The organism is Streptomyces caeni, from assembly GCF_042678285.1.
Lineage (GTDB): Bacteria > Actinomycetota > Actinomycetes > Streptomycetales > Streptomycetaceae > Streptomyces > Streptomyces caeni.
In genome coordinates, this window is sequence record NZ_JBHUDX010000012.1 from 67,197 (window position 1) to 79,406 (window position 12,210).

Genomic DNA, 12,210 nt, shown 5'->3' on the forward strand with positions numbered 1-12,210 from the left:
CTTCGCGGCCAGCGGCAAGCACAACGACCCGTACTCCGTGGAGAGGGTCACCGACCAGGACGGGACGCCCTACACGCACACCGCACAGCCCTCGCAGGCATTCACCTCGGCGGTCGCCGACAACGTGACCGATGTCCTCAAGACCGTGGTCGACAGGGGCACCGGCACCGCGGCACGGCTCCCCGGCCGCGACGTGGCGGGCAAGACCGGTACGACCGACGGCAACAAGTCCGCCTGGTTCGTCGGGTACACCCCGCAGCTGTCGACGGCGATCGGCATGTACCGCATGGACGACAACGAGAAGAACAAGCAGCGCCAGTTCCTGGAGATGTACGGAACGGGTGGCCAGAAGAAGATTCACGGTGCCTCGTTCCCCGCGGAGATCTGGCACGACTACATGGCACAGGCGCTCAAGGGCCTGCCCGCCAAGACCTTCCCGACGCCCGAGCCCATCGGTGAGATCATCAACGACACCCCGAGCCCGAGCGTGACGCCCACGCCCACCCAGACGGTGACGGACACCCCGACCCCGACGCCGACGCCGACGCTGACCGTCTCCCCCACGCCGACGCCGAGCTTCACCTGTGGCAACTTCGGCTGGAACTGCAACACCAACGGCGGCACCAGCAACGGGGGTACCAGCAACGGGGGTACCACCGGCGGCAGCACAGGCGGAGTGACCACGTCACCGTCGCCCACCCTCAGCAGCGGAAACTCACGTGGCAATGGCAACGGCGGCATCTTCGGGGGCCCGTACGGGTAATCATCACTGACTGTGTTTCACGTGAAACGCTCCGTTTCACGTGAAACGCGGACCAGCGAAGGGCCGTCACACCAGTCAGGTGTGGCGGCCCTCGGCGTTCTCCCAGCCGGATGCGGCAGGATGGCCCTCATGCCCAGTGCAGAAACGACGCGAGCCAGTGTGCACGAGCCGGACACGGTGCGGCCGACCAGGGAGGACGAGGTCGCCGCAGTCGGCAGTGAGCTGATCGGGGGGCCTATCGGACGACGCGCGCTGCTCGGGACGTCCTGGTGGACACCCGTGCGGGTCGTGGCGCTCGTCGCGATCGGCATGTTCGCCCTTGGCATGGTCCAGAAGCTGCCCTGCTACGACAGCGGCTGGTTCTTCGGCGCCAGTTCGCAGTACACGCATGCCTGCTACTCGGACATCCCCCACCTCTACCAGGGGCGCGGCTTCGCCGATGGTCTCGTGCCCTACTTCGACAAGCTCCCGGGCGACATGGACTACCTGGAGTACCCGGTTCTCACCGGTGTCTTCATGGAGGTTGCGTCGTGGCTCACCCCGGGCGGCGGGGAGCTCCAGTCCCGTGAGCAGATCTACTGGATGGTCAACGCCGGAATGCTGATGGTGTGCGCCGCGGTCATCGCCGTGTGCGCTGCCCGCATCCACCGCCGGCGCCCCTGGGACGGCCTCCTGGTCGCCCTCGCGCCCGCCTTCGCACTGACGGCCACCATCAACTGGGACCTGCTCGCCGTGGCCCTGCTGGCCGTCGCGATGCTGATGTGGTCGCGCGGCAACGCCCTCGCCTTCGGCCTTCTGGTCGGGCTCGCCACGGCTGCCAAGTTCTATCCGTTCCTGGTGCTCGGACCGCTCTTCGTGCTGTGCTGGCGGGCGGGCAAGTGGCGCGAGTTCTCGACTGCGGCTCTGGCCGCCGCGGGCGCGTGGCTCGTGGTCAATCTGCCCGTCATGGTCCTCGCCCCCGAGGGATGGGCCAAGTTCTACAGCTTCAGCCGGGAGCGCGGGGTCGACTTCGGGTCGGTGTTCCTGTTCGTCTCGCGCTGGTTCGACGTACAGATCACCCCGGACACGGCCAACACCTGGGCGATGATCATGATGCTTTTCGTCTGCCTGGGCATCGTCGCGATGACGCTGACGGCTCCACGCCGGCCGCGCTTCGCTCAGCTCGCCTTTCTGATCGTCGCCGCGTTCATCCTCACCAACAAGGTCTACTCGCCGCAGTACGTGCTGTGGCTGGTTCCCCTCGCCGCACTGGCCCGGCCGCGCTGGCGGGACTTCCTGATCTGGCAGGCATGCGAGGTGGCGTACTTCCTGGGGATCTGGATGTACCTCGCGTACACGACCAGCGGAGACGCCCACAAGGGTCTGCCGACGGACGGGTACCAACTGGCCATCGCCGTGCACCTGCTCGGGACGCTCTACCTGTGCGCCGTCGTCGTACGCGACATCTTCATGCCGGAACGGGACGTGGTGCGCCGGGCCGGCGACGACGACCCGGCGGGCGGCGTACTGGACGGCGCCCCGGACGTCTTCGTGCTGGGCGCCGCAGCCCATCCACCGCGGCACGCGGCGCCCGTTGTGGAGGGCCCGTATGTCAACTGGGGCGGATCTCCCAGCGGAACGCATCAGTCCGCCACCAACGAGTGAAGCAGCGCAGAGTTCGCACCGCTGAGCCGCTCTCGATCTTACGTTCTCCTACGGAGCGGATCGCTGTGAGCGAACAGCGCTGGTCGTCCACCAGGACGGCCGAAGAAAACCATGCGAGCGGCACGTACCCCAGGGTCTTCGCCCAGTGGAAGGACAACAAGGAGGCCACCGAAGGCGTACTCCTCGAATCCCCGACGTCCTACCGGTCCACCAGCCGGTCGAACTGCGTCGTCGTATGCCGCAGATGGGCCACCAGCTCGTCACCGACCTTGGGCTCCGTGGCGTCCGCGGGGATGAACAGGATCGAGACCTGCATGTGCGGGGGCTCGGCGAACCAGCGCTGCTTTCCCGACCAGACGAACGGGGACAGGTTCCGGTTCACCGTCGCGAGCCCGGCCCGGGCGACGCCCTTGGCGCGGGGCATGACGCCATGCAGGGCCTTGGGGGCCTCCAGACCCACCCCGTGCGACGTTCCGCCCGCCACGACGACCAGGAAGCCGTCGGAGGCCGCCTTCTGCTGCCGGTAGCCGAACCGGTCGCCCTTGGACACGCGCGTGACATCCAGGACGGCTCCGCGGTACTCGGTCGCCTCATGGTCCCCCAGCCACAGCCGGGTGCCGATACGGGCCCGGAAGCGGGTCTGCGGAAACTGCTGTTGCAGCCGCGCCAGCTCCTCCGCCTTGAGATGGCTGACGAACATCGTGTGCAGCGGCAGCCGTGCCGCACGCAACCGGTCCATCCAGCCGATGACCTCCTCGACGGCATCCGAGCCGTCGGTGCGGTCCAGCGGCAGATGGATGGCGAAGCCCTCCAGACGGACGTTCTCTATGGCGGCGTGCAGCTGCGGCAGGTCCTGCTCGCTCACGCCGTGCCGCTTCATCGAGGACATCACCTCGATGACCACCCGGGCACCCACGAGCCCGTACACGCCGTCCACGGACGACACCGAGCGGATGACGCGGTCGGGCAGCGGTACGGGCTCCTCGCCCCTCCGGAACGGGGTCAGCACCAGCAGGTCACCGCCGAACCAGTCCTTGATCCGGGCCGCCTCGTAGGTCGTGCCCACGGCAAGGATGTCCGCGCCCAGGCGCGTGGCCTCTTCCGCCAGCCGTTCGTGGCCGAAGCCGTAGCCGTTGCCCTTGCAGACGGGGACGAGCCCCGGGAACTGCTCCTGCACGTGCTTGTGGTGTGCCCGCCAGCGCGCGGTGTCGACGTAGAGCGTGAGCGCCATGGCCGGTCCCGGAACCTTTCTCGTGGCTGCGGTGTGTCAGGGTCTGAAAGGGAATTGTGACGGATCCGCACGGTCGGCGGGGCCCGATGCCCGGCAGCCGGGCACCCCGGCACGGCTCCGGCAGGTCAGCGGCGCGACATATAGATGTCGAGCGCCTTGTGGAGGAGCTTGTTGAGCGGGAAATCCCACTCGCCGAGGTACTCGGCGGCCTGCCCGCCCGTGCCCACCTTGAACTGGATCAGACCGAAGAGGTGATCCGTCTCGTCCAGCGAGTCGGAGATGCCGCGCAGGTCGTAGACGGTGGCTCCGAGCGCGTAGGCGTCGCGCAGCATCCGCCACTGCATCGCGTTCGAGGGCCGGACCTCGCGCCCGACGTTGTCGGAGGCGCCGTAGGAGTACCAGACGTGCCCGCCGACGACCAGCATCGTCGCCGCGGACAGATTGATGCCGTTGTGGCGGGCGAAGTAGAGCCGCATGCGGTTGGGGTCCTCGGTGTTGAGGGCCGTCCACATGCGCTGGAAGTACGACAGCGGGCGGGGCCGGAAGTGGTCACGCACAGCGGTGATCTCGTACAGCCGCTGCCACTCCTCAAGATCCTGGTAGCCGCCCTGGACGACCTCGACGCCCGCCTTCTCGGCCTTCTTGATGTTGCGGCGCCACAGCTGGTTGAAGTTCCTGTGGACCTCTTCCAGAGAACGGTTGGCGAGCGGCACCTGGAAGACGTACCGGGGCTGCACGTCGCCGAAGCCGGCGCCACCGTCCTCACCCTGCTGCCAGCCCATGCGGCGCAGCTTGTCGGCCACCTCGAAGGCACGCGGCTCTATGAAGTCCGCCTCGATGTCACGCAGACGCTTCACATCCGGGTTCTGGATGCCCTGCTTGATCGAGTTGGCCTCCCAGCGCCGGATGATCACCGGCGGGCCCATCTTCACGGAGAAGGCACCCTGCTGCTTCAGATGCGCGAGCATCGGCCGGATCCACTCGTCCAGATTCGGCGCGAACCAGTTGATGACCGGACCTTCGGGCAGGTACGCGAGATACCGCTTGATCTTGGGCAGCTGGCGGTACAGCACCAGTCCGACACCGACGAGCTCGCCGTTCCTGTCGAACCAGCCGAGGTTCTCGGAGCGCCACTCCGCCTTGACGTCCGCCCAGGCCGGAACCTGCATGTGGCTCGCCGACGGCAGACTCTGGATGTACGCCAGATGCTGCTCGCGGCTGATAGTCCTCAGGGTCAGGCTCATTCGGGGCGCTCCTCGGGCTGGTGTGTCCCCATGGGTACAGGGGCTCCGGCTCTCGCGCCGAAGCCTACTGCGCCCTGTGAGCGCCCCGTCTGGGCGTGTGGAACCTTTGTGCGTCGAACCGCCGGACGGTTTGCGACCGTCCGGCGGCCCGAGGGTCAGCCTCCGACGACTCCGCCGAACAGGCCGCCGTGCGCCATGCCGAGGAAGAAGCCGATGGCGGCGGCACCGAGCCCCAGGATCAGTCCGAAGCGCTCGCGGGTCGTCACGGAGATGAACTGCCCGTATGCGCCCGTGATGACCCCCACCAGGCCGGTCCAGGAGCTGACGAGATGCAGGTTGTGGAACATCGCCGTGACCAGGGCCGTGATCCCGAGGACCAGGGTCACCCCGAGCAGGGTGTCCTGGACGGGGTGCGGCTTGCCGTCCGTGGCGAAGAGGGAACCGGTGGTGTTGGGTCGCAATACCTGTGCCATGGGGCACCTCCTGCGGAAATCGGCGCTTCGTAGCGCCATACACACCCGATGTGTACAGATTGACGGTCCTCGGGCCCGGATTTCAACCGGAAGTCGTGTGCGGGTACTCTGTACCGTCTGCACCGGTGTCTGTACAGGCCGAGCCCGGGGAAACCGCCGAGCGGCCCCCGATTGTCAGTGGCGGCCGATACCGTTGCGTACGCATCACAACCCTCCTGCCACGGAACGACCGTGGCCGCTGAGTCCAAAGGAGGTGGGTTCCACATGCGTCACTACGAGGTGATGGTCATCCTCGACCCCGATCTCGAGGAGCGCGCTGTCTCCCCGCTGATCGAGAACTTCCTTTCCGTCGTCCGTGACGGTGGCGGAAAGGTCGAGAAGGTCGACACCTGGGGCCGTCGTCGTCTCGCGTACGAGATCAAGAAGAAGCCCGAGGGCATCTACTCGGTCATCGACCTGCAGGCCCAGCCTGCGGTCGTCAAGGAGCTCGACCGCCAGATGAACCTGAACGAGTCGGTCCTCCGGACCAAGGTCCTCCGCCCCGAGACCCACTGAGCGCCCACGCTCAGCCGGTCCCGGGATTCGAGTAGCAGCACAAGCAGCCAGCAGCAAACCCGCCGAGAGGTTCCCCCATGGCAGGCGAGACCGTCATCACGGTCGTCGGCAATCTTGTCGACGACCCCGAGCTGCGCTTCACCCCGTCCGGTGCGGCGGTCGCGAAGTTCCGCGTCGCGTCCACACCCCGCACCTTCGACCGCCAGACGAACGAGTGGAAGGACGGCGAGAGCCTGTTCCTGACCTGCTCGGTCTGGCGCCAGGCGGCGGAGAACGTCGCCGAGTCGCTCCAGCGAGGCATGCGCGTCATCGTGCAGGGCCGGCTGAAGCAGCGGTCCTACGAGGACCGCGAGGGCGTCAAGCGCACGGTCTACGAGCTCGACGTCGACGAGGTCGGAGCGAGCCTGCGCAATGCCACGGCCAAGGTCACCAAGACCAGCGGCCGCGGTGGCCAGGGCGGTTACGGCGGCGGTGGCGGCCAGGGTGGCGGCGGCTGGGGCGGCGGCCCTGGTGGCGGCCAGCAGGGCGGCGCTCCGGCCGACGACCCGTGGGCGACCGGCGCTCCAGCCGGTGGCCAGGGCGGCGGTGGTGGTGGCTGGGGCGGCGGCTCCGGCGGCTCCGGCGGCGGCTACTCGGACGAGCCCCCCTTCTAGACCGTCGGGCCGGGCCCCCGGGGCCGGGCCGGGTCGAGGGCGGGGCAAACCCCAACTTCTTGATCACACAGGAGAAACACCATGGCGAAGCCGCCTGTGCGCAAGCCGAAGAAGAAGGTCTGCGCTTTCTGCAAGGACAAGGTCACGTACGTGGACTACAAGGACACGAACATGCTGCGGAAGTTCATTTCCGACCGCGGCAAGATCCGTGCCCGTCGCGTGACCGGCAACTGCACGCAGCACCAGCGTGACGTCGCCACGGCCGTCAAGAACAGCCGTGAGATGGCGCTGCTGCCCTACACCTCCACCGCGCGCTAAGGGAAGGGTGACCGACTCATGAAGATCATCCTCACCCACGAGGTCTCCGGCCTCGGTGCCGCGGGCGATGTCGTCGAGGTCAAGGACGGTTACGCTCGCAACTACCTCATCCCGCGGAAGTTCGCGATCCGCTGGACCAAGGGCGGCGAGAAGGACGTCGAGCAGATCCGTCGTGCTCGCAAGATCCACGAGATCCAGACCATCGAGCAGGCCAACCAGATCAAGGCCCAGCTCGAAGGTGTGAAGGTCCGGCTGGCGGTCCGCTCCGGTGACTCCGGCCGTCTCTTCGGTTCCGTCACCCCGGCCGACATCGCCTCGGCGATCAAGGCGTCGGGCGGCCCCGAGGTCGACAAGCGCCGCATCGAGCTGGGTACGCCGATCAAGACGCTGGGCTCTCACGAGACGTCCGTGCGTCTGCACCCCGAGGTGGCCGCCAAGGTCAGCATCGAGGTCATCGCGGCGTAAGCGCGGTACTCGCTGAAGCGACGGTGGGGCCGCACCCTTCGGGGTGCGGCCCTCCGCGTTGGTGGCGTTTCACGTGAAACACCGTGATACGGCGGCCTTCGGTCAGCGCGTCGCGCCCGTCACGATCCACTGCCCCGAACGGGAGCGCAGCCACAGCGTGAGCATCCGCACGACCATCATCAGGGTCATCGCCGCCCACAGGGCCACGAGCCCGCCGCCGAGGACCGGAACGAGCAACGCCGCAGGAGCGAAGACGGCCAGGGTGAGCAGCATCGCCCAGGCGAGATACCGTCCGTCCCCCGCCCCCATCAGCACCCCGTCCAGGACGAAGACGATCCCGCACACGGGCTGTGTGACGACCACGACCACCAGGACGGGCAGGGCCGCTTCACGGACGGCCGGGTCGCTGGTGAACAGCGGCAGGAGGAGCGGACGGGCGGCGAGCACCAGCAGTCCGAGTCCGATCCCGGTGCCGACACCCCACTGCACCATGCGGCGGCATGCGTCACGGGCCCCCTGGGCGTCGTTCGCGCCGAGATGGCGTCCGATGACGGCCTGCCCGGCGATGGCGATGGCGTCCAGGGCGAAGGCGAGCAGGTTCCACAGGGACAGGACGATCTGGTGTGCGGCGATGTCCACGTCACCGAGCCGGGCGGCCACGGCGGTGGCGATCATCAGGATCGCCCGCAGCGAGAGCGTGCGGACCAGCAGGGGGACCCCGGCCCGGGCACAGGCACGAATGCCGGTCGCGTCGGGCCGGAGTGAGGCGCCGTGCCGACGGGCGCCCCGCACGACCACGGTGAGGTACGCGGTGGCCATGCCGCACTGGGCGATGACGGTTCCCCAGGCGGAGCCGGCGATACCCAGACCGGCGCCGTAGACGAGGCCGGCGTTGAGGACGGCGTTCGCGACGAAGCCCGCGACGGCGACGTACAGCGGTGTCCTCGTGTTCTGCAGTCCCCGCAGGATCCCCGTCGCCGCCAGTACGATGAGCATCGCCGGGATGCCCAGCGCCGAGATCCGCAGGTAGGCCGTCGCATGCGGGGCGGCGGTCCCCGAGGCGCCGAAGAGGTCCACGATGACGGGGGCCGAGAACAGGACGACGGTGGTGACCGCCACTCCGAGCAGGAGTGCCAGCCAGATACCGTCCATGCCTTGGCGGATGGCGGTCCGCAGATCGCCCGCGCCCACACGGCGGGCGACCGCGGCCGTGGTGGCGTAGGCGAGGAAGACGAAGACACTCACCGCTGTGGTGAGGAGGACCGAGGCGACGCCGAGGCCGGCCAGCTGTGCGGTGCCGAGATGGCCGACGATCGCACTGTCGGCCATCACGAAGAGGGGCTCTGCGACGAGTGCGCCGAAGGCCGGAAGGGCCAGAGCGACGATCTCCCGGTCTGACCGGCGTCGGCTGGCGCGGGGTGGCGCGGGAGCCTGTGTCATGGCCATCAATCTAATCGTCCACAGGTAAGAGACGCAATGCCCTAGTGGTCCTTACAGTAAATCTGGGATGCCGTGGTGCTGTGCACCGTTCGTGAGGATCTTGATCCGACCGGGAAAGTTTTTCTTCTGCACAGCCGGTGGACGGGAAATCCCCAGGTCATAGGCGTTCTGGTGTGACGGCTGCGGGCTTGTTCACAGCGCTGTCCACCGTGTCGTACACAGGTTTTGCGGAGTTCTCCACAGCCTGGGGCTGGTCATCCACATGCCCTGTGGATAACCAGATTGGCTGACGGTGCCGTCGGGCCTAACGTGGTCCGGCGCCCGCTTCCCTTCCGTCCTCGGAAAAGCGCCCGTTCGACGCGTCTGAACCGGAGCTGGGCTTCTCGCTTGTCAGTGTCGTGTCCTAGAACTGGGGTGCACGGCGAGGTCCGCTCGGCGGACGGGAGGAGGCGGCCCGGTGACCATTTCCGAGCCCTTGGACGATCCGTGGGCCGACAGCGGACCCAGCGATCGTGTGCCCGCCTCCCGCCGCCGCGACGAGCAGCATGACCGGGGACGCGACAGCGGTACGTGGGAGGGTTCAGGAGCCTCGTTCGAGCGTGTCCCGCCTCAGGACCTCGATGCCGAGCAGTCCGTCCTCGGCGGCATGCTCCTGTCCAAGGACGCGATCGCCGACGTCGTCGAGGTCCTCAAGGGCCATGACTTCTACCGGCCCGCGCACGAGACGATCTACCAGGCGATCCTCGACCTGTATGCGAAGGGCGAGCCGGCCGACCCGATCACGGTCGCCGCCGAGCTGACCAAGCGCGGCGAGATCACCAAGGTGGGCGGCGCCCCCTATCTGCACACGCTGGTCCAGACGGTCCCGACCGCGGCGAACGCCGAGTACTACGCGCAGATCGTGCACGAACGCGCGGTTCTGCGCCGTCTGGTCGAGGCGGGCACGCGCATCACACAGATGGGGTACGCGGCAGACGGCGATATCGACGAGATCGTCAACAGTGCCCAGGCGGAGATCTTCGCGGTCACCGAGCAGCGCACGGCCGAGGACTATCTGCCTCTCAGCGAGATCATGGAGGGCGCGCTCGACGAGATCGAGGCGATCGGCTCACGGTCGGGGGAGATGACGGGTGTCCCGACCGGCTTCACCGATCTGGATCAGCTCACCAACGGCCTGCATCCGGGCCAGATGATCATCATCGCCGCCCGTCCTGCCATGGGTAAGTCGACGCTGGCCTTGGACTTCGCGCGCGCGGCGTCCATCAAACACAACCTGCCGAGCGTCATCTTCTCACTGGAGATGGGGCGTAACGAGATCGCGATGCGTCTGCTGTCCGCGGAGGCACGCGTGGCCCTGCACCACATGCGGTCCGGCACGATGACGGACGAGGACTGGACCCGGCTTGCGCGGCGCATGCCGGACGTCTCGGCCGCGCCGCTCTATATCGACGACTCGCCGAACCTGTCGATGATGGAGATCCGGGCCAAGTGCCGTCGCCTCAAGCAGCGCAACGACCTGAAGCTGGTTGTGATCGACTATCTGCAGCTGATGCAGTCCGGCTCCAAGCGGTCGGAGAGCCGGCAGCAGGAGGTCTCTGAGATGTCCCGGAACCTGAAGCTGCTGGCCAAGGAGCTGGAGCTGCCGGTGATCGCGCTTTCGCAGCTCAACCGAGGTCCCGAGCAGCGCACCGACAAGAAGCCCATGGTGTCCGATCTGCGCGAGTCGGGCTCGATCGAGCAGGACGCCGACATGGTGATCCTGTTGCACCGTGAGGACGCGTACGAGAAGGAGTCGCCGCGCGCGGGCGAGGCGGACATCATCGTCGGCAAGCACCGCAACGGCCCGACGGCGACGATCACCGTGGCCTTCCAGGGGCACTACTCGCGTTTTGTGGACATGGCGCAGACCTGAGGCGGCCGCGTCCGAGTGCGGCGACCCGGGACAAAAGCGCTCGACGTGGTGCGCTGGGCCGAGTGGACTGGTGTTATGACGTCATTCCAGGATGAGCTTCTGCCCGCCACCCGCAGGGCCCTGCTGCACCGTATCGCTGTCGCTCAGGCGGAGGGGCGGGCGCCGTCGCTGGTGGCTGCCGTCGTACGGGACGGGCGGACGGTGTGGCATGGTTCGCGAACCTCTCTGGAGGGTCAGGTCCCGGACGAGAGCGTCCAGTACCGCATCGGGTCGATCACCAAGACCTTCACGGCGGTGCTGGTGCTGCGGCTGCGGGACGAGGGTGTCGTGGATCTCGGTGATCCGCTGGAGAAGCACCTGCCCGGTACCGGTGTGGGGGAGGCCACCATCGCCGGACTGCTCGCGCACACCGGTGGTCTGGCGGCTGAGTCGCCCGCGCCCTGGTGGGAGCGTACGCCCGGCTCGCTGCGTCCCCGGCTTGGGGATGTGCTGGGTGAGCAGCCGCTGCGCCACCCGGTGGGGCGCAGGTTTCACTACTCCAACCCGGGTTACGCGCTTCTGGGTGCGCTGGTCGAGGAGGTGCGTGGTGCCTCGTGGGAGGAGGTGCTGCGGCATGAGGTCCTGGAGCCGCTGGGGCTGCAGCGAACGAGTTGCCGGCCGCAGGCACCGCATGCGGGGGGCTGGGCGGTGCATCCGTGGGCGGACGTGATGCTTTCGGAGCCTGCGGAGGATCTCGGGCGGATGGCGTCGGCCGGTCAGCTCTGGTCGACGACGGGTGACCTGGCGCGTTTCGCTGTCTTCCTGGCGCGGGGCGACGAGCGGGTGCTGAGTGCGGAGTCCGTTGCGGAGATGCGGATGCCTGCGGCGCCCGCCGAGGCGGCGGATGTGGTGGATGGTTCTGCGTACGGTCTCGGACTGCAGCTCGAGCGCCGGGACGGGCGTCTCCTTGCCGGGCACTCCGGCTCTCTGCCGGGCTTCCTGGCGGGTCTTGCTCTGAGTGTCGAGGACGATGTGGCAGCCGTCGTGCTGGCGAACTGCACCTCGGGGCCCTCGACCTTCACCGTCGCAGCCGATCTCATCGGTGTCGTGGCCGAGGCGGAACCCCGGATCCCTGAGCCGTGGCGGCCGCTGCCCGATGTGGATCGGTCGGTTCTGGAATTGGCGGGACAGTGGTACTGGGGTACGCAGGGCTTTGTTCTGCGGTTGACGGCCGATGGCGGTGTCTCACTGGACCCGATGTCGGGTGTGGGCCGTCGGTCGCGTCTGCGGTCCAATGGCGATGGCACATGGACGGGGCTCGACGGCTACTACGCGGGGGAGTTGCTGAAGGCCGTACGGCGGCCGGACGGGTCTGTGAGTCATCTGGACCTTGGGTCGTTCGTGTTCACGCGGCAGCCGTATGACGAAAGGGCTCCCGTGCCCGGTGGTGTGGATCCTGAGGGGTGGAGCGGGATCCGCTAGACGAGTCATTCCGAATGCTGACGGTGCGTCCGGGAACGCAGACAGGGTGTC

12 protein-coding genes are annotated in these 12,210 nt (G+C 67.9%); 8 read left to right on the forward strand and 4 right to left on the reverse strand.

The genetic code is table 11. From position 1 onward, the window contains the following. Both ACFSL4_RS05320 and ACFSL4_RS05325 read left to right on the forward strand, forming a co-directional pair. Positions 1 to 763, forward strand: a 763-nt coding sequence (locus ACFSL4_RS05320) for a penicillin-binding transpeptidase domain-containing protein (RefSeq protein ID WP_381079031.1), incomplete at its 5' end; no start/stop codon positions are given. A 129-nt stretch (positions 764 to 892) separates the two neighbouring features. After that, the gene (locus ACFSL4_RS05325) at positions 893 to 2,407 is read left to right on the forward strand and encodes a glycosyltransferase family 87 protein (RefSeq protein WP_381079033.1); all 1,515 of its coding nucleotides are present in this window, start codon (positions 893 to 895) and stop codon (positions 2,405 to 2,407) included. 199 nt (positions 2,408 to 2,606) lie between these two features. On the opposite strand, the gene ACFSL4_RS05330 is transcribed toward ACFSL4_RS05325, so the two are convergent. The 3 genes from ACFSL4_RS05330 to ACFSL4_RS05340 all read right to left on the reverse strand — a co-directional run bounded on the left by ACFSL4_RS05330 (position 2,607) and on the right by ACFSL4_RS05340 (position 5,355). After that, on the reverse strand, positions 2,607 to 3,638 hold the full coding sequence (locus ACFSL4_RS05330; protein ID WP_381079035.1) for an alanine racemase: 1,032 nt from the start codon (positions 3,636 to 3,638) through the stop codon (positions 2,607 to 2,609). Between the two features lie 125 nt (positions 3,639 to 3,763). Beyond that, positions 3,764 to 4,882, reverse strand: a complete 1,119-nt coding sequence (gene femX / locus ACFSL4_RS05335) for a peptidoglycan bridge formation glycyltransferase FemX (RefSeq protein WP_381079037.1) — start codon at positions 4,880 to 4,882, stop codon at positions 3,764 to 3,766. Positions 4,883 to 5,037: 155 nt separating this feature from the next. After that, the gene (locus ACFSL4_RS05340; RefSeq protein WP_381079039.1) at positions 5,038 to 5,355 is read right to left on the reverse strand and encodes a hypothetical protein; all 318 of its coding nucleotides are present in this window, start codon (positions 5,353 to 5,355) and stop codon (positions 5,038 to 5,040) included. Between the two features lie 264 nt (positions 5,356 to 5,619). On the opposite strand from ACFSL4_RS05340, the gene rpsF reads away from it, so the two are divergent. From rpsF to rplI, 4 genes are all read left to right on the forward strand, one after another. Continuing rightward, entirely contained in the window at positions 5,620 to 5,910 is a 291-nt protein-coding gene (gene rpsF / locus ACFSL4_RS05345) for a 30S ribosomal protein S6 (protein WP_381079041.1), read from the forward strand. A 77-nt stretch (positions 5,911 to 5,987) separates the two neighbouring features. Next, positions 5,988 to 6,563 (forward strand): single-stranded DNA-binding protein, encoded by a 576-nt coding sequence (locus ACFSL4_RS05350; protein WP_381079043.1) that lies wholly within the window; start codon positions 5,988 to 5,990, stop codon positions 6,561 to 6,563. An 81-nt stretch (positions 6,564 to 6,644) separates the two neighbouring features. Further along, entirely contained in the window at positions 6,645 to 6,881 is a 237-nt protein-coding gene (gene rpsR / locus ACFSL4_RS05355; protein WP_003949403.1) for a 30S ribosomal protein S18, read from the forward strand. 18 nt (positions 6,882 to 6,899) lie between these two features. Then, a complete protein-coding gene (gene rplI, locus ACFSL4_RS05360; RefSeq protein WP_381079045.1) occupies positions 6,900 to 7,346 on the forward strand; it encodes a 50S ribosomal protein L9 in 447 nt (148 codons plus the stop codon). 102 nt (positions 7,347 to 7,448) lie between these two features. On the opposite strand, the gene ACFSL4_RS05365 is transcribed toward rplI, so the two are convergent. After that, a complete protein-coding gene (locus ACFSL4_RS05365) occupies positions 7,449 to 8,786 on the reverse strand; it encodes an MATE family efflux transporter (RefSeq protein WP_381079047.1) in 1,338 nt (445 codons plus the stop codon). A gap of 457 nt (positions 8,787 to 9,243) precedes the next feature. On the opposite strand from ACFSL4_RS05365, the gene dnaB reads away from it, so the two are divergent. Then, positions 9,244 to 10,698: a replicative DNA helicase gene (gene dnaB, locus ACFSL4_RS05370; RefSeq protein ID WP_381079049.1), complete on the forward strand. Its 1,455-nt coding sequence runs from the start codon at positions 9,244 to 9,246 to the stop codon at positions 10,696 to 10,698. 75 nt (positions 10,699 to 10,773) lie between these two features. Then, positions 10,774 to 12,159, forward strand: coding sequence for a serine hydrolase domain-containing protein (locus ACFSL4_RS05375; RefSeq protein ID WP_381079051.1), 1,386 nt, complete (start codon positions 10,774 to 10,776; stop codon positions 12,157 to 12,159). Positions 12,160 to 12,210 lie beyond the last annotated feature (51 nt).

Bases quoted from the DNA above. Each gene is read 5' to 3' on its own strand.
- rpsF (WP_381079041.1), top strand. From the start codon at position 5,620: ATGCGTCACTACGAGGTGATGGTCATCCTCGACCCCGATCTCGAGGAG.
- ACFSL4_RS05330 (WP_381079035.1), bottom strand. From the start codon at position 3,638: ATGGCGCTCACGCTCTACGTCGACACCGCGCGCTGGCGGGCACACCAC.
- ACFSL4_RS05325 (WP_381079033.1), top strand. From the start codon at position 893: ATGCCCAGTGCAGAAACGACGCGAGCCAGTGTGCACGAGCCGGACACG.
- ACFSL4_RS05340 (WP_381079039.1), bottom strand. From the start codon at position 5,355: ATGGCACAGGTATTGCGACCCAACACCACCGGTTCCCTCTTCGCCACG.
- ACFSL4_RS05350 (WP_381079043.1), top strand. From the start codon at position 5,988: ATGGCAGGCGAGACCGTCATCACGGTCGTCGGCAATCTTGTCGACGAC.
- ACFSL4_RS05365 (WP_381079047.1), bottom strand. From the start codon at position 8,786: ATGACACAGGCTCCCGCGCCACCCCGCGCCAGCCGACGCCGGTCAGAC.
- femX (WP_381079037.1), bottom strand. From the start codon at position 4,882: ATGAGCCTGACCCTGAGGACTATCAGCCGCGAGCAGCATCTGGCGTAC.
- ACFSL4_RS05375 (WP_381079051.1), top strand. From the start codon at position 10,774: ATGACGTCATTCCAGGATGAGCTTCTGCCCGCCACCCGCAGGGCCCTG.
- rpsR (WP_003949403.1), top strand. From the start codon at position 6,645: ATGGCGAAGCCGCCTGTGCGCAAGCCGAAGAAGAAGGTCTGCGCTTTC.
- rplI (WP_381079045.1), top strand. From the start codon at position 6,900: ATGAAGATCATCCTCACCCACGAGGTCTCCGGCCTCGGTGCCGCGGGC.